Here is a 26359-nt window from a genome sequence, read left to right as displayed (position 1 = left end):
TCCAACCAGATTGTAGTGATAGTACTACACAGTGCGCTCGTGAAAGGATGTCCCCATGCCGCGAACACCCACGACGCTGCTCTCTCCCGCCGACCAAGAACGCCGCCGCGCCCTCAGACGCATGAAGGCGGCCGCCCTCGGCGCCCTGATCGTCATGGCCCTCGCCTTCATCATCGCCTTCGCTCTGCAGCAGCGCATCGAGTGGCTGGCCTACGTCCGCGCCGCCGCCGAGGGCGGCATGGTCGGGGCCCTCGCCGACTGGTTCGCGGTCACCGCTCTCTTCCGGCATCCGCTCGGCATCCCGATCCCGCACACGGCGATCATCCCGACGCGCAAGAACGAGATCGGCCGCACGCTCGGCGAGTTCGTCGAGACGAACTTCCTCGAAGCCTCCGTCGTGCGCTCCAAGCTCGCCAGCACCCCGATCGCGCAGCGCGGCGGCGAATGGCTGCGCGAACCCGCGCACGCCGAACGCGTCGGCGCCGAGGCCGCGACGATCGCGACGGCCGTCCTCAACGCCCTCAGCGACGACGACGTGCAGGGGCTCATCGGCGACCTCGCCCGCGAACACCTCATCTCCCCCGATTGGGGCACCCCCGCCGGCTCCTGGCTCGGCCGCATCGTCGCCGCTGACGCCCACCACGGCGCCGTCGACCTCGCCGTCGACAGCATCGCGACCTGGCTGCACGCCAATGCCGCCTCCTTCAACGGGCTGATCTCCCGCCGCCTCCCCTCCTGGGTCCCCCGGCTCGCTCACCGCTTCGTCGACGACACCGCCTACAACGAGGCCGTGCGCTTCATCCACGCGGTACAGGCCGACCCGCAGCATCCGGCCCGTCTCGCGATCGACGGCTACCTCGCCCGCCTCGCCGACAACCTGCAGCACGACCCCGCAACCCGCGCGAAGCTCGAGAGCGCGAAGGCGTCGATCTTCGACAGCCCCCGCATCGGGGCGCTGGCAGCCGAGGCCTGGAACACCGCGAAGAACGGCCTCCTCGCCTCGCTCGCCGACCCGGAGAGCGGTCTGCGCCGCCGTATTGTGCAGGTAGTCCAAGAAGTCGGTGAGCGGTTGACGACGGATGCCGCGCTGCAGCGCCGCGTCGACACCTGGGTCTCCGACGCCGCCGTCTTCCTCGTCGACCGCTACCGCCACGACATCGCCTCGATCATCACCGACACCGTCGAACGCTGGGACCCGGCCGAGACGACCGAGAAGATCGAGCTCATGGTCGGCCGCGACCTGCAGTACATCCGCCTCAACGGCACGATCGTCGGCGCCCTCGCGGGGCTCGCGATCTTCACGATCGCGCACGCCCTGATCCCGGGCCTCTGATCCCGGGGCTCTGACTACAGCGCCAGCCGATCACCCGGCGGCACCGCCGCCGCCTCCGACGGCACCTGGCCGCTCAGCCACCGCGCCAGCACCCCCTGGGGCACGTCGTGAGTCGTGAGCGCGAACGCGTAGTGGTCGCGCCACTCGCCGTCGATATGGATGTAGCGGCGCCGGAGTCCCTCGTACCGGAACCCGAGCTTCTGCACGACCCGCAGGCTCGCCGCGTTCTCGGGGCGGATGCAGATCTCCATGCGGTGCAGCCCGTACTCGACGAAGCAGGCGTCGGTGGCCAGGGCGACCGCGGTCGGGGTGATCCCCTTGCCTGCGAACCTCTCGCTCACCCAGTAGCCGATCGTGGCCGAGCAGAGCGACCCGCGAGCCACGCCCCACACATTCAGCTGCCCGGCGATCTCGCCGTCGTACTCCATGACGAACGGGTAGCCGTGACCGTCGCGGTACTGCTGCAGCAGACGGCGGATGCTGAGGCGCATGTCGAACGACACGGTGCCGTACGGCACCGTCGCCTCCCACGGCTGCAGCCAGGAGCGGTTAGTCAGCAGCTCGTGCTGCAGCGCGCGCGCATCGCGCGGCCTCACCAGCCGCAACCCGACCGCGCCGTGGCGCATACCCGCCTGCTCCATCACCGTGTCCTCCGCCGCGCTGCGCTTACAGACGCGCGGCGAACTCCTTCAGCCATGGGCGAAGCTCGGCGCCGAGATCCTCGCGGTCGGCCGCCAGCTGCACGATCGCCTTGATGTAGTCGACGCGGTCGCCGGTGTCGTAGCGGCGCCCCCGGAACACCACGCCGACGACGCCCGGACCGTCGGCGGCGGCGAGCTCCTGCAGCGCATCGGTCAGCTGGATCTCCCCGCCCTTGCCCGGCCCCGTGCGCTCGAGCACCTCGAAGATCGACGGGGGCAGCACGTAGCGCCCGATGACCGCGAGGTTCGACGGCGCGTCCTCGGGCGCCGGCTTCTCGACGAGACCGGTGACCCGCACGGCATCCGACCCCTCGAGCGGCTCGACCGCGGCCGCGCCGTAGAGCTGGATGCTTGCCGGGTCGACCTCCATGAGGGCGATGACCGCGGCGCCGGTGCGCTGGTGCACCTCGATCATCTCGGTGAGCAGGGTGTCGCGCGCATCGATGAGGTCGTCGCCCAGCAGCACCGCGAACGAGCTGTCGCCCACGTGCGCCTTCGCGCGCAGCACCGCGTGGCCGAGCCCCTTCGGCTCGCCCTGGCGCACGAAGTGGATGTCGGCGAGATCGCTCGAGTGCATCACGCGCTCCAGTCGGCCGGTGTCGCCCTTCTCCAGGAGCTTCACCTCCAGCTCGGGCACCGAGTCGAAGTGATTGGAGATCGGGCTCTTGTTGCGGCCGAGGATCACGAGGATGTCATCGATGCCCGCATCCACCGCCTCCTCGACCACATACTGGATCGCTGGTTTGTCGACGACGGGCAGCATCTCCTTGGGCATCGCCTTCGTGGCGGGGAGGAACCGCGTGCCCAGGCCCGCGGCGGGGATGACGGCCTTGATGCGATGTGCGCCCATGTGCACAGCCTAGTGCGCCCCTCCCCCGTAGACTCAGAGCCATGTCGAACGACGTCGAGCACGCGAAGAGGGCACTGCGCGCCGAGCTGCGCGAGCGTCGTCAGCTGCTGAGCGCCGCGCAGCGCGAAGCCGCAACGACCGCTCTCGGCAAACGCCTGGACGCCCTCGTCGACTCCCTCGGCGCCCGCTCCATCTCCTGCTTCCTGTCGACGACCACCGAACCGGGCACCCGCGAGTTCGTCACCCGCGCCGTGCGCCGCGGCATCCGCGTCCTGCTGCCGATCACCCGCGCCGACGGACTGCTCGACTGGGCGGTGGCGACAGACGACGACGAGGTCGCCGAGGGCCTCTACGGCCTGCCGGAGCCGACCGGCGAAGTACTCAGCCCGATGGCCGTGAACGACGTCGACCTCATGATCGTCCCCGCCGCCGCCGTCGACCGCACCGGCATGCGCATGGGCTGGGGCCGCGGCTACTTCGACAAGACGCTCGGCTCGATGCAGAAGTGCCCGCCCGTCTACGCCGTCGTCTATGATTCCGAGGTACTCGATTCGCTGCCACGAGAGGTCCACGACCAGCCGGTGACCGGTGTCGTGACCCCGTCGCAGACCCTTCTCCTGTCGCCGACCCGGCGCTGACCTGAGGATCGCCATGCCCACCTACGCCTATGCCTGCACCTCCTGCGGGCACCAGTTCGACGCCGTGCAGAGCTTCTCCGACGACGCCCTCACCGCCTGCCCCGAATGCGACGGCGCGCTGCGCAAGCAGTACGGCTCGATCGGTGTCACCTTCAACGGTTCCGGCTTCTATCGCACCGACTCGCGAAACAAAGCTGGCGGATCGACGGATGCTTCGGCATCATCGAAGACGGAATCGTCAACGAGCGCCAACAAGACGCCCGCCTCGAGCCCCGCCTCCATCTGAGGCGGACAAACCATTTGGGGGTTTCCATGTTCAAAGGTTTCAAGGAGTTCATCGCCCAGGGCAACGTCATCGACCTCGCGGTGGCGGTCGTCATCGGCGGCGCGTTCACCGCGATCGTCAACGCGGTGGTCTCGGCGATCATCACGCCGCTCGTCTCCCTGTTCTTCAACGCCGACGAGACCGGCAAGATCGGCATCCAGGCCACCGGAATCTGGGGACAGACCGTGACCTTCCCCATCGGGGAGCTCATCAGCGCGATCATCAGCTTCCTCGCGGTCGCACTCGTCGTCTACTTCGTGTTCGTCGCGCCGATGAACAGGTACAAGGAGCGACAGGCCGCACGCAACCCGCAGGTCGAGGAGCCGACGCTGCCGAACGAGCAGGAGCTGCTCGTCGAGATCCGCGATCTGCTCCGCAAGAACAACGCGGGCTGACCTTCTCCGTCACCGCTCACGTGCCGTCGCGCTATCAGTAGTGCGGCGGCACGTCCTGTCTCAGCCGGTCGTCGTTCGGCCCCTTCGCCGCTGATCGCCCCTTCGCGCCGGAGGCCGACGGCGCGGCATCCGCCTCCTGATCAGCGCTGCGCGTCTCGGGCTGAGGATCCGTTCCGGGCACCGCTGTCAGCCGCGCCCGCCGCGATCCCGGCACCCGCACGACGCGCTGGGCCTCATCAGGCATCGATCGGATCGATCGGCTGGGTGTCGTTCTCGGCGCGCGCAGCGGATGCCGAGATGCCGAGCACCTCGGCGATGCGGGCCGCCACGGTCGCCGGATCGCTGTACAGGTCGAAGGCGTGCACGCGCACGTAGTGCCAGCCCAGCCGCCGCAGCACGTGCGGGCGCAGCCGCAGCGACTCGCGCAGCGACTCGCCCCGCGACTCCGGGTCGGGCTCGATGACGACCGCCTTGCCGTCGTGCTGCGCGACCAGCGGCAGCAGCCCCCGGTAGTCGACGTCGACCGCGGCCCCGAGACGGCGCAGCTCACGGGCCAGAGCCAGGGTCAGGGGATCGGCGAGGTCCTCCAGGCGCGCGTCGCGGCCGCGCGAGGCCAGCCCGCCGAGGATCGACATCAGCGTGGCGGCGCCGTGTTCGAGCCGGCCGTCGTCGAACGCCGATGGGCGGATCGACGACACGATCACCATCGACCGGCGCGCCCGCGTCATGCCGACGGTGAGCAGCCGCTCTCCGTCGGGCGTCGACAGCTCGCCGAAGTCGCTGAGCACCCGGCCGTGCTTGGTCAGGCCGAATCCGAGCGAGAGGATCACCCGGTCGCGGCTCTCGGCCACCGACTCCTCCAGCGTGAGCACCGCGAACGGCTCCGCGGTGTCCCGGCCGACGAAATCGGCGACGTCGCTGCGCCCGGCGAACGCCGAGGTGACCGCGGCGCGGACGCGCTCGGCGTGACGCGTGCTCGCGGTGACGACCATGAGCGACTCGTCCGGACGATGCACGGCGTGCTCGACGACGAGGGTGACCACGCGGGCGACCTCCGCGTCGGGGCTCTCCACCGCACCGGAGACAGGGTCGGGCACCCCCGTGCCGCCCTCGACGTAGTCGACGGTGAGGCTGCCGCGGCCGAGGTACGACCCCGCCCAGGGCAGAGAGACGATGTCGCCGCCGTAGAAGGCGTCGTTGATGAGTTCGGCGAGATCCTCGCCCCCGGCCCGATAGCTGCGCGTGAGCGTCGTCACCGGCAGCAGTTCCGAGAGCCGTTCGAACACCGACACCTCGTCGAAGGGGACCTCGGGCTCCCACGCGGGATCGGGGTCGACGGCGACGTGGAACGGCCGGGGCTTCTGCGTGATCGGGTCGCCGAAGGCGACGACCTGCCGCGCGCGACGGATCGCGGGGACGGCCTCGGCGAGGTTGATCGCACCGGCATCCACCAGCAGCACGGCGTCGAACTCGACGGAGTCGGGGATCTCAGGCACGAGGTACGGCGACGAGATCCACACCGGGGCGAGCACGTTGACCAGCGTGGGCGCGGCGCTCACGATCTGCGCCGTCGACGTGCCCGGATGCTTGAGCGCGTGGCGGAGGTTCGCCGACTCCTCTGGCTCGTCGACGATCGCGATCTTCCACTGGTTGGCCAGCTGCCACGCCAGCAGCGGCCCCGCCGCCGCCGCGTGCGCCTCGTCGACGAGACGGAAGTCGCGCTCGAGACGATCGACGACGGAGGTGTTGGCGCCGAGGAGCGCGCGGTCGTCCTGCAGGGCGCGCTCGAGCAGCGACTGCCACCAGGCGAACTCAAGCTCGTCTCCGACGCGCGCCTCGGAGACGTGCCGCACCGAGAGCTCCGTCAGCAGCGGCCCCAGCCCCAGCTCCTCGAGGTCGTCGCGCAGCGCGGCGCGCTCGACGAGGTTGTCGAACACGTCCGACTTCGCGGCGAGACCGGCGAGCGTGCGCACGAGACGGGCGACCGGCAGCGACGAGAGGGGCTCTCGCCGTCCGAGTGCCGCGTCGAGCTCTGCGAGCTCGGCGTGCACCCGCTGCCACGATGCGTAGACGTCAGCGAGGCCGAGCGGCACCTCGGGCGCGACGCCGGATTCCACGCAGCGCTGCCACTGGGTGCGCTGGGTCTGGATGCGCAGCAGCGCCTCGTGCATCTCGGTCACGTGCACGCCGGGGCGCACATACTCCTTGGCGAGCTTGCGCAGCCGACGTCGATTCGCCCCGGACATGCCGGGGGCGTCCCGGCGCGATCCGTGCGCCTGGATGAGCTCGCCCAGCGGACGCTCGAACACCGTCGGGCTGAAGCGGTCGAGCGAGTCGCGGATGCCCTGCAGCAGCCGCAGGTACTCCCCCAGTTCGTCGATCGTCGAGAACGGCCTCATGTGCGTCTGCGCGATGAGGGCGTAGCCCCGCTCCAGCAGCGCCGACACGCTCGCCGAGTGCAGACGCGCGGCGAGCTCGTGCGCCGAGCGCGCCGCCTCGGTGCTGGTGAACGTGACCCCGTACCAGGGCGAGTCGTCCGGTCCGAAGCGGAACTCGCCGAGCCGGGCCGCCTGGGCGAGCTTCTCGGCCGCGGCCGTTCGGTCGACGGCGAGCCGGCGCAGCGCGTGCGCGCTCAACCGCGCCGTCGTCGACGGCGGCTGCGGAAGCGAGGCCAGGCGGGTGAGGTGGCGGGTCGCGTCGAGCACGGAGGCGCCGGTGCCCGGCACCTCCGAGGTCAGCGCCCGCCGGTAGTCGCGCAGCACCGTTCGCAGCCGCAAGAGCGCGTCGTCGATCTCGCTCACCTTGGGCGCCGCCGCCTTCTCGTTGCGGACGATCGCGCGCACGAGGTCGCGCCGCACCCCCGACGTCGAGATGGCGAGGCTGTCGAGCCCGATGCCGGAAAGGCGATGGCGCACGCCGTCGAGCGTCGACCGTCGCGCCGAGACGACCAGCACGCGCTTGCCTGCGCGCACGAGTTCGCCGAGGGCGTTGATCACGGTCTGCGTGCCGCCGGTGCCCGGCAGCGTCGCGACGGTCAGCGAATGCCCGGCCGCGATGCGGGAGAGCACCGCCTCCTGTTCGGCATCCGCGTCGAGGAGGAGGTTGTCGGATGCCGGGGCGCGGTCGTCCGGACCGGTGAAGTGCGGCGCCGGCCGCGCAGCGGCGATCTGCTCGCGGTCGCCGACGTGGCCCGCGAGGGCGTTGAGCAGCGGGGTGTCCAGCGATCGGGCGTCGCGCGACATGGCACCCCTGACGTCCGCGAACACTGAGACGACCAGGCGCGGCTCCACCGAGAAGGTGTCGATCGATCTGGTCGTCGCACGCAGGCTGTCGATCACCGGCTGCGGCTTGAAGATGCCGCCGTCGTAGGCGCGTGCAGCCAGGGACTCCGCATCGATCGAGATGCCGAAATGCTCGCGCGCGATGCGCACCAGTTCGGGGTTCACCTCGAACGAGCGCTGCAGCTTCAGCTCGAAGTCGGAATGGTGCCGCCGGATCGCGAGCGGACGCAGCAGCACAGGGGCGGCGAACTGCGCACCGCCGATCCGCCAGCCGGCGACGCCGACGGCGAGATGCACCGCCTCGATCCCGCGCACGGTGCGCAGCTCGGTGTTCTTCGCCGTGATCCGCTCCGCCGCCAGACGCGCGGTACGCAGTCCCACCTCGTCGCGGAACAGGTTCGACAGCAGCGTCGACTTGCCGGTGATGAACTGGGGAAGGCTGCCGGGGTGCGCTTTGGAGATGTCGATGCCCGACTCGACCGTGTCGCGGAACTGCACCAGCGGGGAGGGCCCGCCGAGGTCGGCGGCCTCGGCCTTCAGGCGCGTGCGCTCCGCCTCCGCCGCGTGCGCCACCGGGATGCCCATGGCCGATCCGCCGAGGTCGCCGAGGGGCGCTACGGCATCCGCCTCCGCCTCATCTGCGCCATTGTCTTCACGTCGCCACACCCTCTCACCCTACGCGCGACACGCCGCGCGGGCCGGTATCCCTGGCGGGTTTCCCGTGATCCGCACTCGTTATGCACCGCGCGCCGTCATGACGAGTTGTCCACCGGATGCGCATCCCCGGCGGTGCGGAGTCGGCGGCACGCGTCAGGATGGGCTCATGACCTACCGCTACGACTTCGCCCCCACGCCGTTCGGCGACGCCCTCGCGGTCTTCTCCGACGAGGGGATCGTGAGCTTCGACCTGTCAGAGGCCGAAGACCCCACCGTGCCCTGGCTGCTCGAGAACGTCTCCGCGCGCCTCGGCGCCCGCGTCGACCCCGACCCGGGAGCCGCCGACGAACTCGCGCACCTCCTCGATGAGTACTTCGAAGGTGCGGAGGTGCGCTTCGACGAGCACCTGCGCTTCGACTGGTCGCTCGCGGAGGGCTTCACCCTCAAGGCGCTGCAGAGCATCCAGACCATCCCGTGGGGCGAGACGCTCAGCTACGGCGAGGTGGCGGTGCTGGCCGGTCACCCTGGCGCCGCGCGTGCGGTCGGCACCGCGTGCCGCATGACGCCCTTCTCGATCATCGTGCCGGTGCACCGGGTGGTGCGCTCCGACGGCTCGCCAGGCCAATACGGCGCCCACCCCGAGCGCAAGCGCTACCTGCTCGATCTCGAGGCCCAACGCCGCTAGACGGTGCCGCTGGACGACGCGGACCCCGGCGAGTAGGCCGCCGGGGCCCGCGTGCTCTGCGCATCCGATCAGCGATCGATCAGTGATCGACCGCCTTCTCGGCGCCGAAGCCGGTGAGCGAGCGCACCTGCATCTCGGCGGCCAGCTCACGCGACTCCTCGCTCCGGCTGGTGACCGAGCCGAGCCAGCCGAGGAGGAACCCCAGCGGGATCGACACGATGCCGGGGTTGTTCATCGGCCAGACGGCGATGTTGATGCCCGGGATCATCGAGGTCGGCGAGCCCGAGAACACCGGCGAGAGGACGATCAGGATGATCGCCGCTCCCAGTCCGCCGTACATGCTCCACACCGCACCGCGCGTGTTGAAGCGCCGCCAGAACAGCGAGTAGAGGATCGTCGGGAGGTTCGCCGACGCCGCGACCGCGAAAGCGAGCGCGACGAGGAAGGCGATGTTCTGCCCCTGAGCGCCGATGCCGCCGATGATGGCGAGCACGCCGATCACGATCACGGTGCGGCGGGCGACCTTCACCTCGCCGTTCGGATCGGCCTCGACGGGCCTGCCCGCGGCATCCTTCCTGCCCTTCTGGATGACGTTGGCGTAGATGTCGTGCGCGAACGAGGCCGCCGCCGTGATGGTGAGACCGGCGACCACCGCGAGGATGGTCGCGAAGGCCACCGCCGAGATGAAGCCGAGCAGGATCGGCCCGCCCAGCGTGAGCGCGAGCAGGGGAGCGGCGGAGTTCACGCCCCCTGGTGCGGCAACGATCGTCTCGGCGCCGACGAGGGCGCCGGCACCGTAGCCGAGCACGAGGGTGAGCAGGTAGAAGCCGCCGATGAGCCAGATCGCCCAGACCACCGAGCGGCGGGCCTCCTTCGCCGTGGGGACGGTGTAGAAGCGCATCAGCACGTGCGGCAGACCCGCCGTGCCGAGCACGAGCGCCATGCCCAGCGAGAGGAAGTCGAGCGGGTTCGCCCCGTACTGCAGTCCAGGGCCGAGGATCGCGTCGCCCTTCGGCGAGTTGGCGACGGCCGACTCGAGCAGTCCGTTCAGGCTGAAGCCGTTCAGAGCCAGCACCCACAGCGTCATCGCGAGCGCACCGGCGATGAGCAGCACCGCCTTGACGATCTGCACCCAGGTGGTGCCCTTCATCCCGCCGATCAGCACGTAGACGATCATCAGCGCGCCGACGACGGCGATGACGATCGACTGTCCGACCCGGCCGTCCAAGCCCAGCAGCAGCGACACGAGACCGCCGGCGCCCGCCATCTGCGCGAGCAGATAGAAGAAGCACACCGCGAGGGTGGTGATCGCCGCGGCCATCCGCACCGGTCGCTGCTTCAGCCGGAACGACAGCACATCGGCCATCGTGAACTTGCCGGTGTTGCGCATGAGCTCGGCGACGAGCAGCAGCGCGACCAGCCAGGCGACGAGGAATCCGATGGAATAGAGGAATCCGTCGTAGCCGTTGACCGCGATGGCCCCGCAGATGCCGAGGAACGAGGCGGCGGAGAGATAGTCTCCGGCGATCGCGAAGCCGTTCTGCGGACCGGTGAAGGAACGCCCGGCCGCGTAGTAGTCCGCGGCGGTCTTGTTGTTCCGGCTGGCACGGATGACGATGAACAGCGTCACCGCCACGAAGGCGACGAAGATCGAGATGTTGAGGACGGGATTGATGTCGAGTTCGACCGGGTCTGCGGCGTGCACGATGCTCATGACGACGCCTGCGCCTTCTCGAGCTCTTCACGGATCTCGGTCGCGATCGGATCGAGCTTCCTGTTCGCGAAGGACACGTACCACATGGTGATCACGAATGTCGTGACGAACTGACCGAGGCCGAAGAGCAGGCCGATCGTGATGTCGCCCCAGACGCGCTGGGCCATGAAATCGTGCGCGAATGCGGCGAACACCACATAGATGAAGTACCAGATGAGGAAGAATGCCGCGAGCGGGAAGATGAATGATCGTTGCGTGCGTTTGAGAGTTCGGAATCGTTCGGATTCCTCCACGGCGATGTAGTCGATCGAATCCGCGGATCCCGCGGTGTTCTGGTCTTGCATGGGCCTCCTTGCCACATGTTCGGACATCCCGCGCACGAGGGGCCGCGCGGGTGGTAGGGTCGACGCTACGAAAAGGGGGCACAACGCCGTCACCCCCGGAAGTAGGTAGTCGTGAACACGTCGCCGGGCATCGAGACCGAGACCGAGCTCGTCGCCAGAGCCGTACGCGAACTCGCACAGCGCACCCGCTTCCCCGTCGCCTTCGGCGGCCTCGTCTGCGATGGAGTGGTGAACGTGACGAGCATCGTCGGAAACCGCACCCGCAGCCTCGACGGCCTGCGCGTGCGTCCCGAACGCGGGCTCGGCGGACGCGCGATGACCGAGCAGCGGCCACGGATGACGAGCGACTACGGATCCTCCCGCCAGATCACCCACGACTACGACGGCTTCGTCCTCGGCGAGGGGCTGCGAACCCTCCTCGCCCTGCCCATCGTCGTGGCCGGGCGTCCGCGCGGCGTGCTCTACGCCGGGGCGTGGCAGGACACCCCGGTGGGCAGCATCACCACCGCCCCGGCGATGCAGGTCGCCCAGTCCGTCGCCGACGAGCTGCGCATCCGCAACGAGGTCGATCGCCGGTTGCGCGCGCTGGCCCCGTCGGCGGATGCCGTCGCCGGTTCGCACCGCGAGGAGCTCCGCGAGAGCTTCGCGGAGCTTCGCAGCATCGCGGCCGCCGTCGAGGATGCCGAGCTGCGCACGCGCATCGCCGGAGTGCAGTCGCGCCTGGTCGCCCTCTCCGGAGAGGCCGCAGCCCCCGCGACCGGGCCGGTGACGACGGTGCGCCTCTCCCCCCGTGAGACCGATGTGCTCGCGTGCGCAGCGCTCGGCGCGACGAATGCCGAGATCGCCGCCCAGCTCGGCCTCAAAGAGGCAACGGTGAAGGCGTATCTCGGCACCGCGATGTCCAAGCTCGACGCCTCCACACGGCACTCGGCGGTGGCCAAGGCCCGGCGTGCCGGGCTGCTGCCCTGAGTGCGCACGAGATCATTTCCGTAATCAGCGACGCATTCTCTGGAATTCTTGTCGCAATTGCGCGATACGGCTAATCTCTTATCCATGGCAAGAAGAATTGTGCACCAGCTGGTAGACGACATCGACGGCAGCGTCCTCGAGGTGGGAGAGGGCGAAACCGTGCGCTTCTCGCTCAACGGCACCTCCTACGAGATCGACCTGAATGCGGAGCACGCGGCCGAACTGCGTGCGGCATTCGAGCCGTACATCTCAGCCGGGCGCCGCGCCGGATCGAGCGCCTCCACCGCCCGTGCCGCCTCGCCCCGCAAGCGCGTCGCACGCAATCCCGAAGTCGCTGCGATCCGCGCCTGGGCGAATGACAACGGCTACACGCTGTCGGAGCGCGGCCGCATCCCCGCCCCCGTGATCGAGGCATACAACGCCGCCCACTGAGGTTCTCCCCTCGGACGACCTGCTCACCCCTTGGAGGGCGCCCTCCAAGGGGTGAGCAAGCGGGAGATTGGTGCCCTCGACAGGATTCGAACCTGCGACCTGCCCTTTAGGAGAGGGCTGCTCTATCCTGCTGAGCTACGAGGGCCTGAACCCAGCTTAGAGGAAGCCCAGCACCTCACGCCGCGAGCGCGAGATACGGCTCCCAGCGCGGGTCTCCGCGCTCGCTGCCCCGCACGGTCCAGGATGTGCCGTGCGGCGGGCGCGGAGTGAAACGGAGCTCCCAGTGCATCTCCTGCGGCGTGCGGTTGCTCTTGATGTTGTTGCAGCGCAGGCAGCAGGCGACGAGGTTCTCCCACGAATCCGCCCCGCCCCGCGAACGCGGCAGCACGTGGTCGATGGTCGAGGCCGCCTTGCCGCAGTATCCGCAGCGGTGATCGTCTCGGCGCAGCACGCCACGTCGCGTCACCGGCACCCGTCTGCTCGACGGCACACGGACGTACCGCGAGAGGATGATCACCGCCGGCCGGTCGTAGACGCCGTGCGTTCCCCAGACCGGTTCTCCTTCGACGTGTTCGATGATGGAGGCCTTCTCGTTCATCACGAGCACCAGTGCCCGCTTGAACGACACGATCGCCAGCGGTTCGTACCCGGCGTTTAGGACCAGTGTGCGCATTCGTCATCCTCTCGATCCGCCGGGACGGCTTCCCGGCACTCTCGACTCCTACGAAGCCGCACCGTCGGCAGAGCGTTCGCTGGGACGAAAAAAGGCGCTGTCTACAGACAGCGCCTTTCGCGCACGGCGGCACCGTGGCATCCCTGCAGACGATGCTGAAGGACATGACGAGCGAGATCATCCATGGTGCGGATGCTCGGTATCGGTTCCATCAGCCTCTCCTGTCAGTGCGACAACGGAAACAGGCTAACCCATCCTCACCGGTGTGGGGCGGAACACGGGGTGAACAACCGATGGCGTGTCAGCCGGCGTTGGCGGCCAGCCACCCGATGGGCTCGACCAGCGTGCCGTTGATCTTCACCTCGAAGTGGAGGTGGTTGGCCGTGGAACGGCCCGTGCTGCCGACGAAGCCGATGAGCTGACCGGCGGCCACCGTGGCGCCGACCTCGACCTGACGGGTGCCGTATGTCATGTGGCCGTAGGTGGTCGAGACACGCTGACCGCCGACCACGCCGTCGATGACGACGCCGACGCCGTAGCCGTAGTAGCTCTCCGAGGAGATCCGCACTGTTCCGGCCGTTGCGGCGTAGATGGGCGTCATGGCCGCGCACACCATGTCGGCGCCGTTGTGGCCGCCGCCGAGGGTGCGGGAGACGTTGTACACGCCCTGCGGCAACGGATAGCGCACCTCGCCGGAGCCCGGAGAGACGAGCGAGTACTTGCTGATGTCGAAGCTCTTCGCCGCCGTGGCAGCGGCGGCCGCGGCACGGGCTGCGGCAGCCTCTTCGGCCTTCTTCTTCGCGATCTCGTCGGGCGTGGTCGCCGTGAAGACGCCGTGCGCGACGGGGGCGGTGGTCGCCGTCGAGGCGACGACGAGCGACTGCGCGTCGACGGAGGCGAGCTGCTGAAGAGTCGGGGCTTCCTCGACGGGCTTCGATGAAGCGTAGGCAGGAAGGGCTGCAGCGGCGACGAGCGCACCCACCGCTCCGAAGATCGCAATCGATCGGAGCGACTCCATGATCTTTACGGCCAAATCGTTGTCCTCCAGCACCTGCGCGCTCGGGTAGCGCTGGCTCGTCGGCACTCTGCTTCTCGTGGCACGAATGCAGCTCGGGGTACTTTGTGCGTTCTTACCGCGAAGACGACGAGCCTGAGAGGCGATCCTCGCGGGTTGCCGTCAGCGGGCTTCTTCGCTGACGACTTGTCCGAGGTTACCGGAAGATAACGATCCTGTCACCTCACGAACCTGGAAATGCTCGGGGAGCAGCTTCAACCTCTACTCGAAGGTCACTCGGTGTCGCCGACGAGGAAGATGTGCGAGGCGAGCTCGACGGGCAGCTCCAGCCCTTCGTCCTTGCCGTCCATATGGATGAGCACGTAACCCTCATTGAAGCGATACTCGCCCTTCGCGCCGGGCACGACGCCGGCGTCGCGGAGCTGCTCGAGCAGCTCCGGGTCGACCTGCGCGGGCTCGGCGAGACGGCGCACGGTGCCCTCGACCGGCGCTCCGATGATCGTCAGCTTCTGCACGAGACCGATGACGCCGTCGTCGAACGTGCGCGCAGGCAGGTCTCCGAGCTGGTCGAGTCCAGGGATCGGGTTGCCGTACGGCGACTCCGTGGGGTGGCCGAGCAGCTCGACGAGACGGCGCTCGACCTGCTCGCTCATCACGTGCTCCCAGCGGCAGGCCTCTTCGTGCACATAGGCCCAGTCCAGGCCGATCACGTCGGAGAGCAGGCGCTCAGCGAGACGGTGCTTGCGCATCACGTTGACGGCCTTGCGGCGACCGGCCTCGGTCAGCTCCAGCGTGCGGTCCTCGGAGACGATGACGAGGCCGTCGCGCTCCATACGCCCGACGGTCTGCGACACGGTGGGCCCGGAGTGACCCAGACGCTCCGAGATGCGGGCGCGCAACGGCACGATGTTCTCCTCCTCGAGTTCGAGGATGGTGCGGAGATACATCTCCGTGGTGTCGATCAGATCGGTCATATGAGCCTCCGGGTCGTCTTAGGCAAGCCTACCTTCCCGCTCGCTGTCTGAGGCGTCATCGGGCGAAACGCGACCGCCGCCTCGCCATAGAATCGAGCCATGGCAATCGAGATTCCCCGTGACCTCCTGCCCGCTGACGGCCGCTTCGGATGCGGTCCGTCCAAGATCCGCGAAGAGCAGCTCGACGCGCTGCTCGCCGCAGGTCCGAGTCTGCTGGGGACCTCGCACCGTCAGGCGCCGGTGAAGAACCTCGTCGGCAGCGTGCGCGAGCAGCTCGCTGTGCTCCTGCGCCTCCCGGACGGCTACGAGATCATCACCGGCAACGGCGGCTCCACCGCCTTCTGGGATGCCGCGGCCTTCGGCCTCATCGAGAACCGCAGTCAGAACCTCGTCTTCGGCGAGTTCGGCGGCAAGTTCGCCGCCGCCGCAGCGGCTCCCTGGCTGCAGGCGCCCGATATCCGCAAGGCGGAGCCGGGCTCGCGGATCTCTGCCGAGATCGTCGATGGCGTCGACGTGTACGCCTGGCCGCACAACGAGACGTCCACAGGTGTCGCCGCCCCGGTCGAACGCGTCGCCGCCGATGGCGCTCTGACCGTGATCGATGCGACCAGCGCCGCCGGCGGCATCGACTTCGATGTCACCCAGGCCGACGTCTACTACTTCGCCCCTCAGAAGAACCTCGGCTCCGACGGCGGGCTCTGGTTCGCCGCCGTGTCTCCGGCCGCCATCGAGAGGATCGAGCGGATCGCGGCATCCGATCGCTACATCCCCGAGTTCCTCTCCCTGAAGAACGCCGTCGACAACTCTCGGCTGAACCAGACGCTGAACACCCCGGCCCTGACGACGCTGCACCTGCTCGACAGCCAGCTGCGGTGGATCAACGGCAACGGTGGGCTCGCCTGGGCGGGATCTCGCACGGCCGAAACCTCGAGCGCCCTCTACGACTGGGCCGAGGCCGGCGATGTCACGACGCCGTTCGTGACGGATGCCGCCCACCGCTCCCCCGTGGTGGTCACCATCGACTTCGACGAGAGCATCGATGCCGCGGCCATCGCGAAGACCCTGCGCGCGAACGGCATCGTCGACACCGAGCCGTACCGCAAGCTCGGCCGCAATCAGCTGCGCGTCGCGACCTTCGTCTCGATCGAGCCCGACGATGTGCGCCAGCTCACTCGCGCGCTCGACTTCGTGCTCGCCAACCAGGATTCCTGAGCCGTACCGGCGCTCCGTGTGACGGGTGCGCCGCGCGCCCGTCGCGCTGCTGTTCTGCGCAACACACTGCTGTCTTCCGCGTCACGTCGCGCTGCTGTTCTCCGCGTCGCGCTGCTGTCTCTCACATCGCGCTGCTGTTCTGAGCTACACCCTGCGGTCTTCCGCGTCACGGTGCTGTCTCCCGCATAGCGCTGCTGTTCTGAGCAACACGCTGCTGTCTCCCGCGTCGCGCTGCAGTCTTGCGCAACACGTCGCGCTGCAGTTTCGCGCCCGCGCTGCTGTTTGGAGCAACACGCTGCTGTTCTGCGCCTGCGCTGTCGATTAATCAGCAGCGCAAGCGGAGATGAGCAGCGCAACGCGGAGAACGACAGCGCGACGTGGAGAACGACAGCACGACCGACGCATCGGGGCGGTCATTCCTCTTCGGAGGCGTCCTCGTCGGGGGCAGCGGCATCCGTATTGGAGGCATCGGCATCCGGGGCATCCTCGTCCGAGGCATCGGCATCCGGGGCATCCTCGTCCAAAGCATCGGCATCCGGAGCGTCCTCGTCCAAAGCATCGGCATCCGGAGCGTCCTCGTCCAAAGCATCGCCGTCCGGGGCATCCTCGTGCGATGCATCGGCATCCGGGGCATCCTCGTCCGAGGCATCGGCATCCGGGGCATCCTCGTCCGGAGCGTCCTCGTCCGAAGCGTCCTCGTCCGGAGCGTCCTCGTCCGAAGCATCGCCGTCCATGAAATCGTCTTCGGAAGCGTCGGCATTCGAGTCATCGTCTTCCGACTCCACGTCCAACACCTCATCCGAGTCCTCGACTTCCGGCTCCTCGACCGAGGCGTCGTCTTCCGAATCATCGGCATCCGTGGAATCGTCTTGCGAGACGTCGTCGTCCGAATTCTCGTTCAGCACCTCTTCCGCGTCCTCGGCATCCGAGGCATCGCCATCAGGGGCGTCCTCGTCAAAGGCGTCGTCGTCGTCGAGACCATCGGAGTCGTCCAGCTCGTCGATGTCGACGCCGTCGAGGTCGCCGGCGTGCAGCGCGCGCGGCGCATCCGCCTCATCCTCGATGTCGTCGTCGAGATCATCCAGCTCGGAGTCATCGTCGAGCGCGTCTGCTGCCGCGACGGCCGCCTGCTCGGCGAGCTCGGCCCGGTGCGCGCGGTACTCCGCGAGACGCTCGGCCCACGGCACCCAATCGGGCGCGAGCAGCGCGCCGTCGCCGGGGAGCAGCTCGACTTCGAGCACCGTCGGCTCCTCGCCGTCGAGGGCCGCCACGGTGACGGTCCAGTACCACCCGGGGTACCCGGGAAGACGGTTCTCGAAGCGCAACGACACGGAGCCGTCGTCTTCGACGAGGTAGTCGGCGGCGGGTCCGACCGTCGCCGCCGGAGTGATCTCGTGCAGCGCCTTCAACGCGAGATCACGGGCGCCGACGAGACGCGGGTCTGCTTCAGGCTTCGAGGTCATCGGCGACCTTGCGGAGCATGGCGGCGACCTTGCGGCCGTGACCGGATGACGGGTACCGGCCGTGGCGCAGGTCCCCGCCGATCTTGTCGAGCAGGTTGACGAGGTCTTCGACGATGACGGCCATGTCGTCGGCGGACGGACGCTTCGCCTTTGCCAGGCTCGGCGGCGCATCGAGCACCCGCACCGACAGCGCCTGCAGACCGCGCTTGCCGTCGGCCACGCCGAACTCGACGCGGGTCCCCTTCTTCACCGCGGTGCCCGCGGGCATGGCGGATGCATGCAGGAAGACGTCCTGACCGTCGTCGGCGGCGATGAAGCCGAAACCCTTGTCGTCGTCGTAGAACCTGACCTTGCCGGTGGGCATGGGAGAAACCTCGCTGGATCGGTACCGGAAGGGCACGCTCGAAGAGCGCCCCGACTCCAGCCTACCGGTCGAGGACGCACTAGGCTGAGACGGATGAGCACCCCGACGCCAGAACCGGAGATCCGCCGCGTGGACCGCGCTCTCGCCTTCTGCGCCCTCGCCCTTATCGCGGCGTCGATCGCCGGATTCGTCTCGATCATGGTCGGCACTGCGAACGGCATGGACGCTGCGGCTTTCGGAGAGGGCGCCTGGCCGTTCATCGCCAGCATCCTCTACTGGGGTCCGCCGCTGGCCTTCATCCTCATCATCACGCTGCTGATCATGAGCTTCGTCCGCAAGGGCCGCGCGGCGAGGCGCTGAGGATCCCCGCATGAGCACGCACGCGCGACCGCTGGCCGATCAGCTGGCAGCGGCGAGCGATGCCGAGCTGACCGCCCTGTTCCAGCGCCGCGGTGTGCGAGCGGATGCCGGCTGGGAGGACTTCTTCGATGCCGCCGAGTCGCTGCTCGAGACGGGCTCGATCCAGCGTGTGCTCGCCACGCTGACCGCGCACGAGGCTGCGGCCCTCGGTGCCGTCGCCGCCGGAGCGGATGCCGGTCCCGAACGCGCCGCACTGACCGCGCTTGGCCTGCTCCAGTCCGACGGCTCGATGTATCCGCCGGTCGCCGCCGCCGTCCACGATCGGCCGGTCGTGGCGGTGCCGCCGCCCTTCGCCGACCCCGCGCCGTCGTCGCCCGATGCCGCAGCGCACGCGGCCGAGCGCGCGTTCACGACCGTGGCCGCGGTCGCGGACCTGCTGCTGTTCACCCGCGCGGCGCCTCTGGCGCTGCTCGCCGCTGGCACCGTCAGCGCGGGAGAGCGGAAGCTGCTGGCCGAGCACGGCGTCCCCGGCGATATCGAAGTGCTCGTCGATCTCGCCCGCGATGCACGCCTGGTCGCCGCCGATGGGCGGGCCCTGCACGCCACCACTCTCGCCGAGCAGTGGCTGCACTCCCCGGCGATCGAACGCTGGGAGGTGCTCGCCCGCGGATCCGCCGACGCGCTCCCGCGCGGCATCCGCTCCGGCACCGGCTGGGTGCCGCCATCAGCCTGGGATGCGGCCCAGCCGTGGGACGCGCACTGGCCCGCCCGCAGCGCCGCACTACGCGCCAGGGCGGTTCTGCTCGCCCTCCTCGCCGACGACGGCACGGAGCCGGAGTGGGCTCGACCGCTGCGCACGGGAGGGCGTCCAGACACCGGCGCACTGGCCGCGCTGCTGCCGGCCGAGGTCGACCGCATCTTCCTGCAGAACGACCTCACCGCGATCTCCCCCGGACCGCTCGCACCGGCACTCGACGTCCGGCTGCGCACGATGGCCGCGCGCGAATCGGCGGCCCAGGCCTCGTCGTACCGCTTCACCGAGGAGTCGGTCTCGCGCGCCCTCGTGCTCGGCGAGACGGCGGCGTCGATCACCGAGTTCCTGGGCGGACTCTCACTCACCGGCATCCCGCAGCCCCTGGCCTACCTCGTCGACCGTGCGGCGCACCGCCACGGCCTCGTGCGCGTCAGCACCGACAAGGAGACCGGCCGCACCCGGATCGAGAGCACCGACCCGACGCTCCTCGAGGCCATCGGCGTCGATCAGACACTGCGACCGCTCGGGCTCACCGTGCACGCCAGCTCGATCACGACGCGGGTGAGCTGCGAAAGCGTGTACTGGGCCCTCGTCGACGCCCGCTACCCCGCGACCCTCGTCGACGAGCACGGCGAGGTCGTCAGCGGTGCCCGGCATCCGTTCGCCCTCCCCGGCGATGCGCAGCCGACCGACTACGCGAACCTCATCGCGGCGCTGCGCGCCCATCAAGGACCCGATGCGGATGCCGCGTGGCTGGACCGCGAGCTCGAGGCCGCCGTCCGGGCGAAGGCCGTCGTCCGGGTCGTCGTCGGCATGCCCGACGGGTCGAGCCGGGAACTGGTCATGGAGGCCACAGGCATCGGCGGCGGCCGCCTGCGCGGGCGCGACCGTGCGGCCGACATCGAGCGCACGCTGCCGATCTCCAGCATCCGCTCGGCCGCTGTGATCGAGCCTTGAGCGCACCCGGACGGTAGACTGGAACGCTATGTCCGATGGCCCCCTGATCGTCCAGAGCGACCGCACCGTGCTGCTCGAGGTCGCGCACGCCGACGCCGAGAACGCACGGCACGAGCTTGCGATCTTCGCCGAGCTCGAACGCGCGCCCGAGCACATCCACACCTATCGGATCACCCGGCTGGGGCTGTGGAACGCCCGCGCGGCCGGCCACACCGCCGACGACATGCTCGACACCCTCGATCGCTGGTCGCGCTTCCCCGTTCCGCCGTCCGTCGCCGTCGATCTGCGCGAGACGGTGAACCGCTACGGGCGCCTGGTCATCGAGCGCGACGACGATGGCGCCCTGATCCTGCGCTCCGACGATGCCGCCGTGCTCACGCAGGTCGCGAACAACAAGCGCATCCAGCCGCTGCTGATCGGACACCCCACCGCCTCGACCTACGTCGTCGACGCCTGGGCGCGCGGCGAGATCAAGCAGGAGCTGCTGAAGATCGGCTGGCCGGCCGAGGACCTCGCCGGCTACACCCCCGGCACGCCGCACGAGATCGATCTCGCGCAGGACGGCTGGCAGATCCGCCCCTACCAGCAGGATGCCGTCGACGCGTTCGCGAAGGACGGATCGGGCGTCGTCGTGCTCCCTTGCGGCGCGGGCAAGACGATCGTCGGGGCCGGGGCGATGGCCGCGACGAAGACGACCACCCTCATCCTCGTGACCAACACCGTCTCCGCCCGGCAGTGGCGCGACGAGCTGCTCAAGCGCACCTCGCTCGCACCCGAGGAGATCGGCGAGTACTCGGGACAGTCCAAGCAGATCAAGCCGGTCACGATCGCGACCTACCAGATCCTCACCGCGAAGCGGAAAGGACAGTACGCGCACCTCGCGCTGCTCGACGCGCTCGACTGGGGCCTCATCGTCTACGACGAGGTGCATCTGCTCCCCGCACCCGTCTTCAAGCTCACCGCCGACCTGCAGGCGCGGCGGCGCATCGGCCTCACCGCGACCCTCGTGCGCGAAGACGGCCGCGAAGGCGACGTCTTCAGTCTCATCGGCCCCAAGCGCTTCGACGCCCCCTGGAAGCAGATCGAGGCGCAGGGGTTCATCTCCCCCGCCGTCTGCTACGAGGTGCGCGTCGACCTGCCGCCGAGCGACCGCCTCGAGTACGCCGCGGCGACCGACGACGAGCGGTACCGGCTCGCGGCCTCGGCGCCCGCGAAGATCGCGGCCGTTCGCGAGCTCATCGCCAGGCATCCCGACGAGCAGATCCTCGTGATCGGGCAGTACCTCGACCAGCTCGACACGCTGTCGGCGTCGCTGGATGCACCGCAGATCACCGGCGCGACCCCCGTCGACGAACGCGAAGAGCTCTATCGGCGCTTCCGCCAGGGCGAGATCCCGCTGCTGGTGGTCTCGAAGGTCGCGAACTTCTCGATCGACCTGCCGGAGGCCTCCGTCGCGATCCAGGTCTCCGGGTCCTTCGGTTCGCGGCAGGAGGAGGCGCAGCGCCTCGGTCGGCTGCTGCGTCCGAAGCAGTCGGGGCGCACCGCGAGCTTCTACACGCTCGTCGCCCGCGACACGATCGACCAGGACTACGCGCAGAACCGTCAGCGCTTCCTCGCCGAGCAGGGATACAGCTACACGATCATCGATGCGGACCAGCTGGACGCTGCGTGATGCGCCGCTCCGACCGACAATCAGCCACTGCATGGGCGAAGTCACCATAATGGGGTCATGACTGCTGCGCGCATCCTGGTCGTCGACGACGAGCTCAACATCCGCGACCTGCTCTCCACGGGTCTCAGCTTCGCCGGATTCCAGGTGAAGACGGTGGCCAACGGCGCCGCCACGATCTCGGCGGTGCTCGAGGAGGAGCCCGACCTCATCATCCTCGACGTCATGCTGCCTGACATGAACGGCTTCAGCGTGACCAAGCGGCTGCGGGGCGCGGGATTCACCGCGCCGATCCTCTTCCTCACCGCCAAGGACGGCACCGACGACAAGATCGAGGGCCTGAACGCCGGCGGCGACGACTACGTCACCAAGCCCTTCAGCCTCGACGAGATCGTGGCCCGCGCGCAGGCGATCCTGCGCCGCACGATGCAGGCCGACGAGGAGTCGATCATCCGCGCCGGCGAGCTGTCGATGGACCAGGACACCCACGACGTGCACGTGGGCACGCAGCAGATCGAGCTGAGCCCGACCGAGTTCAAGCTGCTGCGCTACCTCATGCTCAACCCGAACCGGGTGCTGTCGAAGGCGCAGATCCTCGACCACGTGTGGGAGTACGACTTCAACGGCGACGCCGGCATCGTGGAGAGCTACATCTCGTACCTGCGCCGCAAGATCGATCCGCACACCGAGGAGTCGCTCATCCAGACCAAGCGCGGCTTCGGCTACATGCTCAAGGTCGGCAAGTAGCCGCTCCATGGCCCGCAAGCCCGATGCGGTCACCCGCTGGTGGCGGGCGATAAGCCTGCGTGCGAAGGTCACCGGCGTCACCGTCGCCGTGCTCGCGCTCGGCCTGCTCGCCGCAGGGCTCGGCACGGTCCCGATCATGCGGGGCGCGCTGATCTCGAACCTCGAAGCGCAGCTGCCCGCTCTCGTCTCCACGGATCTCGCCGGGCGCTATCTCGACGTCGACACCTCCAGCGGCAAGACGGCGTACATGCCGCGGGATACCCCGCGCGACTTCTTCTTCGCCATCTACGACGCCGAGGGCGTGCTCCAGGCGACGGCGGGAGCCAGCGGCGACGACACCCCGCTGTTCCCCTCCAGCTACACGATCGCCGAGGCGCAGGCGAACCTCGACGCGGTGATCGCGCTCGAGGGGACGAAGGGCTCGACCTACCGCGCGGCGGTCGCGACGATCCAGAGCGGGGCCGGCGGCGAGCTGCGCACGCAGATGGTCGCGATGCCGCTGACCGCAGCCGACCGCATCATCAGCCAGTTCTTCGGCATCTACATCACCGTTGCCCTCTTCACGATCGTGATCGCTGCACTGCTCACCCGTGGCCTGGTGACGCTGACGTTCCGGCGGCTCGGCCAGGTGGAGGCGACCGCCACGGCGATCGCGGCGGGCAACTTCAGCCAGCGTCTCACCGACCTCGAGCCGACCACGGAGGTCGGCAGGCTCAACGCGGCCATCAACGCGATGCTCGACCGCGCCGACCACTCCCTCGCCCAGCGCGACCGCACGGTGCAGCACATGCGCCGCTTCATCGGCGACGCCAGCCACGAGCTGCGCACGCCGCTGGTGAGCGTGCGCGGCTACGCCGAGCTGTATCGGATGGGCGCGATCAAGGGCGAGGAGGACACCGCCCGCGCCATGGAGCGCATCGAGAAGGAGGCGATCCGCATGGGCGTGCTCGTCGAGGACCTCCTCGCGCTCGCCCGCCTCGACGAGGAGCGCGAGCTCGAGATCACCCCTCTCGATCTGCGGCCGATCGCCCGAGATGCCGCCCTCGATGTGCAGGCGGCGGCACCCCGGCGCACAGTGACGGTCATCGACAGGACCCTCGAGGCGCCGATCACCGCACCGACCACGCGCCCGCCTCTTCCCGCCCCGGTCCAGCCCGCGCCCCGCGGGCTCTCCCGTGCCGCTCTCACACGACTCCGGCGCCGCCCGCGCACCCCGGAATCCGCCACCGCTTCGATGCCGGCGATCGACTTCAGCGCCGTCGAGGACATCCCTGTGCGCACGCCACCGATCATCCTCGGTGAGGAGAACAAGGTCCGCCAGGTCGTGGCGAACCTCCTCGGCAACGCCCGCCGCTTCTCCGCCGAGGACAGCCCGATCGAGATCGTGGTCGACGCCGACCGCGTGCGCGGCACCGGCAGCATCGCCATCGTCGACCACGGCGAAGGCATCCCCCCGCAGATCCGCGATCAGATCTTCGAGCGGTTCTGGCGCGCCGACACCTCGCGGGCGCGCGCGACCGGCGGCTCCGGGCTGGGACTGGCGATCGTCGCCTCGATCCTCAAGGCGCTGCGCGGCGGCGTGACTGTGACGGAGACGCCCGGCGGCGGCGCCACCTTCACCGTGTCGTTCCCGCTGGCCCCGGCCAGGGCGACCCCGGAGCACCTCCTCGAGGACACCCAGCCGATCGACCCGCTCGACCTCTAACACCCGTTCTGCACAATCCCCCTCGTTGACGACTTATGCACAGCCGAGGGCGATCACGCGGATCAACGCGGATGCCGGACCGACGATCTCTCTAACGTGTGGAGTCCACCAACCCACGTCAAAGGAGTTCACATGTCCGTCTTCACCGTCGACACCGAGGCCGTCACCGCGGCGCAGGGAGCCACCCGCGCCACGATGGAGCGCCTCCAGAGCGAGGCCGCCACCCTGATGGCTCAGCTCACGCAGCTCGAGTCCTCATGGTCTGGCACCGCGTCGGCCGCGTTCCAGAACTGCGCGCAGCAGTGGCGCGGCGCGCAGGTGCACGTCGAGCAGGTGCTCGAGTCGATCGGCATCGCCCTCGGGGATGCGGCGTCCCAGTACGCCGATGCCGACCAGTACTCGGCGAGCCTGTTCCGCTGACCCCTCTCCGCGCACACGCAGAAACGCCCCGGCCGAAGCCGGGGCGTTTCTGGCTGTCAGGCGATGCGCTCCTGAGCCGTGCGGCGGATCAGAAGTCCATGCCGCCGGTCGGGTCGCCCACGGGAGCGGCGGTCTTCTCGGGCTTGTCGGCGACGACGGCCTCGGTGGTGAGGAAGAGACCGGCGATGGAGGCCGCGTTCTGCAGCGCGGAACGGGTCACCTTCGCGGGGTCGATGATTCCGGCGGCGAACAGGTCGACGTACTCACCGGTCGCCGCGTTCAGGCCCTGGCCAGCGGGGAGCTCGGAGACCTTGTTGGCGACGACACCCGGCTCGAGACCGGCGTTCTGGGCGATCTGCTTCAGCGGAGCCTCGATCGCGACGCGGACGATGTTCGCACCGGTCGCCTCGTCGCCCTCGAGCGACAGAGCGTCGAGAGCCTTGGCGCCCGACTGGATCAGCGCGACGCCACCACCGGGGACGATGCCCTCCTCGACGGCCGCCTTCGCGTTGCGCACGGCGTCCTCGATGCGGTGCTTGCGCTCCTTGAGCTCAACCTCGGTGGCCGCACCCGCCTTGATGACGGCGACGCCGCCGGCGAGCTTGGCGAGGCGCTCCTGCAGCTTCTCGCGGTCGTAGTCGCTGTCGGTGTTCTCGATCTCGCGGCGAATCTGGGTCACGCGGCCCTCGATCTGCTCGACCTCGCCTGCACCCTCGACGATCGTGGTCTCGTCCTTGGTGACGATGACCTTGCGCGCACGGCCCAGCAGGTCGAGCGTCGTGTTCTCGAGCTTGAGACCCACCTCTTCGGTGATGACCTGGCCGCCGGTGAGGATCGCGATGTCCTGCAGCTGCGCCTTGCGGCGGTCGCCGAAGCCGGGAGCCTTGACTGCGACCGACTTGAAGATGCCGCGGATCTTGTTGAGCACGAGGGTCGCGAGAGCCTCGCCCTCGACGTCCTCGGCGATGATGACGAGCTCCTTGCCGTCCTGGATCACCTTGTCGACGATGGGCAGAAGGTCCTTGATGTTGCCAATCTTCTGGTTCGCGATGAGGATGTACGGGTCCTCGAAGACGGCCTCCTGGCGCTCCGGGTCCGTGACGAAGTAGGGGTTCAGGTAGCCCTTGTCGAAACGCATGCCCTCGGTGAGCTCGAGCTCGGTGCCGAAGGTCTGCGACTCCTCGACGGTGACGACGCCCTCCTTGCCGACCTTGTCGATCGCCTCGGCGATGAGCTCGCCGATGGCGGGGTCTGCGGCGGAGATCGATGCGGTGGCCGCGATCTGCTCCTTCGACTCGATCTCCTTGGCGCTGGCGAGCAGCTCCTCGGTGATCGCCGCGACGGCCTTCTCGATGCCGCGCTTGAGCGAGATGGGGTCGGCGCCGGCTGCGACGTTGCGCAGACCCTCGCGGACCAGTGCCTGGGCGAGGACGGTCGCCGTGGTGGTGCCGTCGCCGGCGACGTCGTCGGTCTTCTTGGCGACCTCCTTGACGAGCTCCGCGCCGATCTTCTCGTACGGGTCGTCCAGCTCGATCTCCTTGGCGATCGAGACACCGTCGTTCGTGATCGTGGGGGCGCCCCACTTCTTCTCGAGCACGACGTTGCGACCGCGCGGGCCGAGGGTCACCTTGACAGCGTCGGCGAGGATGTTGAGGCCGCGCTCGAGGCCGCGGCGGGCCTCCTCATCGAAAGCGATGATCTTTGCCATGAGTTTTGTCGTCC

General features: G+C 69.1%; 26 protein-coding genes and 1 tRNA gene. 14 read left to right on the top strand and 13 right to left on the bottom strand.

The features are described from left to right. Positions 1-55: 55 nt before the first annotated feature. Positions 56-1333: a DUF445 domain-containing protein gene (locus QM568_RS06385; RefSeq protein ID WP_415136977.1), complete on the top strand. Its 1278-nt coding sequence runs from the start codon at positions 56-58 to the stop codon at positions 1331-1333. A gap of 14 nt (positions 1334-1347) precedes the next feature. On the opposite strand, the gene QM568_RS06380 is transcribed toward QM568_RS06385, so the two are convergent. Next, positions 1348-1959 (bottom strand): GNAT family N-acetyltransferase, encoded by a 612-nt coding sequence (locus tag QM568_RS06380; protein ID WP_415137021.1) that lies wholly within the window; start codon positions 1957-1959, stop codon positions 1348-1350. A gap of 40 nt (positions 1960-1999) precedes the next feature. After that, the gene (gene galU, locus QM568_RS06375) at positions 2000-2884 is read right to left on the bottom strand and encodes a UTP--glucose-1-phosphate uridylyltransferase GalU (protein WP_415136975.1); all 885 of its coding nucleotides are present in this window, start codon (positions 2882-2884) and stop codon (positions 2000-2002) included. 41 nt (positions 2885-2925) lie between these two features. Between galU and QM568_RS06370 the strand changes: the two genes are divergently transcribed. From QM568_RS06370 to mscL, 3 genes are read left to right on the top strand one after another with little or no spacing between them, the layout of a single operon-like run. Then, complete coding sequence (locus QM568_RS06370; RefSeq protein ID WP_415136973.1) at positions 2926-3522, top strand: 5-formyltetrahydrofolate cyclo-ligase; 597 nt, start codon at positions 2926-2928, stop codon at positions 3520-3522. 13 nt (positions 3523-3535) lie between these two features. Then, complete coding sequence (locus QM568_RS06365; protein ID WP_415136971.1) at positions 3536-3808, top strand: FmdB family zinc ribbon protein; 273 nt, start codon at positions 3536-3538, stop codon at positions 3806-3808. Positions 3809-3834: 26 nt separating this feature from the next. Further along, positions 3835-4242, top strand: coding sequence for a large conductance mechanosensitive channel protein MscL (gene mscL / locus QM568_RS06360; protein ID WP_415136969.1), 408 nt, complete (start codon positions 3835-3837; stop codon positions 4240-4242). Between the two features lie 34 nt (positions 4243-4276). Here the strand turns inward: mscL and QM568_RS06355 are convergent, their stop codons facing one another. Together QM568_RS06355 and QM568_RS06350 are read right to left on the bottom strand one after the other, a co-directional pair. Beyond that, positions 4277-4486 carry a hypothetical protein gene (locus QM568_RS06355; RefSeq protein WP_415136967.1) on the bottom strand — a complete coding sequence of 70 codons (210 nt, stop codon included), beginning with the start codon at positions 4484-4486 and terminating at the stop codon, positions 4277-4279. Then, positions 4479-8108 carry an AAA family ATPase gene (locus tag QM568_RS06350; protein WP_415137020.1) on the bottom strand — a complete coding sequence of 1210 codons (3630 nt, stop codon included), beginning with the start codon at positions 8106-8108 and terminating at the stop codon, positions 4479-4481. The genes QM568_RS06355 and QM568_RS06350 overlap by 8 nt, the downstream gene beginning before the upstream one ends. 238 nt (positions 8109-8346) lie before the next feature. Here QM568_RS06350 and QM568_RS06345 point away from each other — a divergent pair, with 238 nt between their 5' ends. Beyond that, positions 8347-8865 (top strand): methylated-DNA--[protein]-cysteine S-methyltransferase, encoded by a 519-nt coding sequence (locus QM568_RS06345; RefSeq protein ID WP_415136965.1) that lies wholly within the window; start codon positions 8347-8349, stop codon positions 8863-8865. Between the two features lie 79 nt (positions 8866-8944). Here the strand turns inward: QM568_RS06345 and QM568_RS06340 are convergent, their stop codons facing one another. Further along, entirely contained in the window at positions 8945-10579 is a 1635-nt protein-coding gene (locus QM568_RS06340; RefSeq protein WP_415136963.1) for a cation acetate symporter, read from the bottom strand. Continuing rightward, complete coding sequence (locus tag QM568_RS06335) at positions 10576-10923, bottom strand: DUF485 domain-containing protein (RefSeq protein ID WP_415136961.1); 348 nt, start codon at positions 10921-10923, stop codon at positions 10576-10578. The genes QM568_RS06340 and QM568_RS06335 overlap by 4 nt, the downstream gene beginning before the upstream one ends. Before the next feature lie 111 nt (positions 10924-11034). On the opposite strand from QM568_RS06335, the gene QM568_RS06330 reads away from it, so the two are divergent. Continuing rightward, positions 11035-11892 carry a LuxR C-terminal-related transcriptional regulator gene (locus QM568_RS06330; RefSeq protein ID WP_415136959.1) on the top strand — a complete coding sequence of 286 codons (858 nt, stop codon included), beginning with the start codon at positions 11035-11037 and terminating at the stop codon, positions 11890-11892. An 84-nt stretch (positions 11893-11976) separates the two neighbouring features. Continuing rightward, a complete protein-coding gene (locus QM568_RS06325) occupies positions 11977-12324 on the top strand; it encodes a histone-like nucleoid-structuring protein Lsr2 (RefSeq protein WP_415136956.1) in 348 nt (115 codons plus the stop codon). A gap of 68 nt (positions 12325-12392) precedes the next feature. On the opposite strand, the gene QM568_RS06320 is transcribed toward QM568_RS06325, so the two are convergent. The 4 genes from QM568_RS06320 to QM568_RS06305 all read right to left on the bottom strand — a co-directional run bounded on the left by QM568_RS06320 (position 12393) and on the right by QM568_RS06305 (position 14986). Beyond that, a tRNA-Arg gene (locus tag QM568_RS06320) sits at positions 12393-12469 on the bottom strand. 30 nt (positions 12470-12499) lie between these two features. Continuing rightward, on the bottom strand, positions 12500-12997 hold the full coding sequence (locus QM568_RS06315; RefSeq protein ID WP_415136954.1) for an HNH endonuclease: 498 nt from the start codon (positions 12995-12997) through the stop codon (positions 12500-12502). Positions 12998-13298: 301 nt separating this feature from the next. Continuing rightward, positions 13299-14081, bottom strand: a complete 783-nt coding sequence (locus QM568_RS06310; protein ID WP_415136952.1) for a M23 family metallopeptidase — start codon at positions 14079-14081, stop codon at positions 13299-13301. 203 nt (positions 14082-14284) lie between these two features. Continuing rightward, positions 14285-14986, bottom strand: coding sequence for a metal-dependent transcriptional regulator (locus QM568_RS06305; protein WP_415136950.1), 702 nt, complete (start codon positions 14984-14986; stop codon positions 14285-14287). Between the two features lie 99 nt (positions 14987-15085). Between QM568_RS06305 and serC the strand changes: the two genes are divergently transcribed. Next, positions 15086-16198, top strand: a complete 1113-nt coding sequence (gene serC / locus QM568_RS06300; protein ID WP_415136948.1) for a phosphoserine transaminase — start codon at positions 15086-15088, stop codon at positions 16196-16198. 413 nt (positions 16199-16611) lie between these two features. On the opposite strand, the gene QM568_RS06295 is transcribed toward serC, so the two are convergent. Further along, on the bottom strand, positions 16612-17661 hold the full coding sequence (locus tag QM568_RS06295; RefSeq protein ID WP_415136946.1) for a DUF3027 domain-containing protein: 1050 nt from the start codon (positions 17659-17661) through the stop codon (positions 16612-16614). After that, entirely contained in the window at positions 17645-18025 is a 381-nt protein-coding gene (locus tag QM568_RS06290) for a cold-shock protein (RefSeq protein WP_415136944.1), read from the bottom strand. Before QM568_RS06290 ends, QM568_RS06295 begins: the two co-directional genes overlap by 17 nt. 93 nt (positions 18026-18118) lie before the next feature. Between QM568_RS06290 and QM568_RS06285 the strand changes: the two genes are divergently transcribed. From QM568_RS06285 to QM568_RS06260, 6 genes are all read left to right on the top strand, one after another. After that, positions 18119-18385, top strand: a complete 267-nt coding sequence (locus QM568_RS06285) for a multidrug ABC transporter ATPase (protein ID WP_415136942.1) — start codon at positions 18119-18121, stop codon at positions 18383-18385. Between the two features lie 10 nt (positions 18386-18395). Next, positions 18396-20096 carry a helicase-associated domain-containing protein gene (locus QM568_RS06280; protein WP_415136940.1) on the top strand — a complete coding sequence of 567 codons (1701 nt, stop codon included), beginning with the start codon at positions 18396-18398 and terminating at the stop codon, positions 20094-20096. Between the two features lie 28 nt (positions 20097-20124). Then, complete coding sequence (locus QM568_RS06275) at positions 20125-21768, top strand: DNA repair helicase XPB (protein ID WP_415136938.1); 1644 nt, start codon at positions 20125-20127, stop codon at positions 21766-21768. Positions 21769-21825: 57 nt separating this feature from the next. Continuing rightward, positions 21826-22512, top strand: coding sequence for a response regulator transcription factor (locus tag QM568_RS06270; RefSeq protein ID WP_415136936.1), 687 nt, complete (start codon positions 21826-21828; stop codon positions 22510-22512). Between the two features lie 7 nt (positions 22513-22519). Then, a complete protein-coding gene (locus QM568_RS06265) occupies positions 22520-24217 on the top strand; it encodes a sensor histidine kinase (protein ID WP_415136934.1) in 1698 nt (565 codons plus the stop codon). 132 nt (positions 24218-24349) lie between these two features. Next, positions 24350-24637: a WXG100 family type VII secretion target gene (locus QM568_RS06260; protein WP_415136932.1), complete on the top strand. Its 288-nt coding sequence runs from the start codon at positions 24350-24352 to the stop codon at positions 24635-24637. Positions 24638-24725: 88 nt separating this feature from the next. On the opposite strand, the gene groL is transcribed toward QM568_RS06260, so the two are convergent. After that, positions 24726-26345, bottom strand: coding sequence for a chaperonin GroEL (gene groL / locus QM568_RS06255; RefSeq protein WP_415136930.1), 1620 nt, complete (start codon positions 26343-26345; stop codon positions 24726-24728). Between the last annotated feature and the right edge of the window lie 14 nt (positions 26346-26359).

It is taken from the genome of Microbacterium sp., from assembly GCF_047607465.1.
Lineage (GTDB): Bacteria > Actinomycetota > Actinomycetes > Actinomycetales > Microbacteriaceae > Microbacterium.
Note: the sequence above shows the minus strand (reverse complement) of the source record. Positions and strands in the feature narration are given on the sequence as shown.

What these genes read in the sequence shown, in the direction of transcription:
- QM568_RS06295 (WP_415136946.1), bottom strand. Translation starts at nt 17,661, where the DNA reads ATGACCTCGAAGCCTGAAGCAGACCCGCGTCTCGTCGGCGCCCGTGAT.
- QM568_RS06350 (WP_415137020.1), bottom strand. Translation starts at nt 8,108, where the DNA reads ATGGGCATCCCGGTGGCGCACGCGGCGGAGGCGGAGCGCACGCGCCTG.
- QM568_RS06325 (WP_415136956.1), top strand. Translation starts at nt 11,977, where the DNA reads ATGGCAAGAAGAATTGTGCACCAGCTGGTAGACGACATCGACGGCAGC.
- QM568_RS06370 (WP_415136973.1), top strand. Translation starts at nt 2,926, where the DNA reads ATGTCGAACGACGTCGAGCACGCGAAGAGGGCACTGCGCGCCGAGCTG.
- serC (WP_415136948.1), top strand. Translation starts at nt 15,086, where the DNA reads ATGGCAATCGAGATTCCCCGTGACCTCCTGCCCGCTGACGGCCGCTTC.
- groL (WP_415136930.1), bottom strand. Translation starts at nt 26,345, where the DNA reads ATGGCAAAGATCATCGCTTTCGATGAGGAGGCCCGCCGCGGCCTCGAG.
- mscL (WP_415136969.1), top strand. Translation starts at nt 3,835, where the DNA reads ATGTTCAAAGGTTTCAAGGAGTTCATCGCCCAGGGCAACGTCATCGAC.
- QM568_RS06265 (WP_415136934.1), top strand. Translation starts at nt 22,520, where the DNA reads ATGGCCCGCAAGCCCGATGCGGTCACCCGCTGGTGGCGGGCGATAAGC.
- QM568_RS06290 (WP_415136944.1), bottom strand. Translation starts at nt 18,025, where the DNA reads ATGCCCACCGGCAAGGTCAGGTTCTACGACGACGACAAGGGTTTCGGC.
- QM568_RS06305 (WP_415136950.1), bottom strand. Translation starts at nt 14,986, where the DNA reads ATGACCGATCTGATCGACACCACGGAGATGTATCTCCGCACCATCCTC.
- QM568_RS06335 (WP_415136961.1), bottom strand. Translation starts at nt 10,923, where the DNA reads ATGCAAGACCAGAACACCGCGGGATCCGCGGATTCGATCGACTACATC.
- QM568_RS06380 (WP_415137021.1), bottom strand. Translation starts at nt 1,959, where the DNA reads ATGCGCCACGGCGCGGTCGGGTTGCGGCTGGTGAGGCCGCGCGATGCG.
- QM568_RS06385 (WP_415136977.1), top strand. Translation starts at nt 56, where the DNA reads ATGCCGCGAACACCCACGACGCTGCTCTCTCCCGCCGACCAAGAACGC.
- QM568_RS06345 (WP_415136965.1), top strand. Translation starts at nt 8,347, where the DNA reads ATGACCTACCGCTACGACTTCGCCCCCACGCCGTTCGGCGACGCCCTC.
- QM568_RS06270 (WP_415136936.1), top strand. Translation starts at nt 21,826, where the DNA reads ATGACTGCTGCGCGCATCCTGGTCGTCGACGACGAGCTCAACATCCGC.
- QM568_RS06365 (WP_415136971.1), top strand. Translation starts at nt 3,536, where the DNA reads ATGCCCACCTACGCCTATGCCTGCACCTCCTGCGGGCACCAGTTCGAC.
- QM568_RS06355 (WP_415136967.1), bottom strand. Translation starts at nt 4,486, where the DNA reads ATGCCTGATGAGGCCCAGCGCGTCGTGCGGGTGCCGGGATCGCGGCGG.
- QM568_RS06275 (WP_415136938.1), top strand. Translation starts at nt 20,125, where the DNA reads ATGTCCGATGGCCCCCTGATCGTCCAGAGCGACCGCACCGTGCTGCTC.
- QM568_RS06285 (WP_415136942.1), top strand. Translation starts at nt 18,119, where the DNA reads ATGAGCACCCCGACGCCAGAACCGGAGATCCGCCGCGTGGACCGCGCT.
- galU (WP_415136975.1), bottom strand. Translation starts at nt 2,884, where the DNA reads ATGGGCGCACATCGCATCAAGGCCGTCATCCCCGCCGCGGGCCTGGGC.
- QM568_RS06315 (WP_415136954.1), bottom strand. Translation starts at nt 12,997, where the DNA reads ATGCGCACACTGGTCCTAAACGCCGGGTACGAACCGCTGGCGATCGTG.
- QM568_RS06340 (WP_415136963.1), bottom strand. Translation starts at nt 10,579, where the DNA reads ATGAGCATCGTGCACGCCGCAGACCCGGTCGAACTCGACATCAATCCC.
- QM568_RS06260 (WP_415136932.1), top strand. Translation starts at nt 24,350, where the DNA reads ATGTCCGTCTTCACCGTCGACACCGAGGCCGTCACCGCGGCGCAGGGA.
- QM568_RS06280 (WP_415136940.1), top strand. Translation starts at nt 18,396, where the DNA reads ATGAGCACGCACGCGCGACCGCTGGCCGATCAGCTGGCAGCGGCGAGC.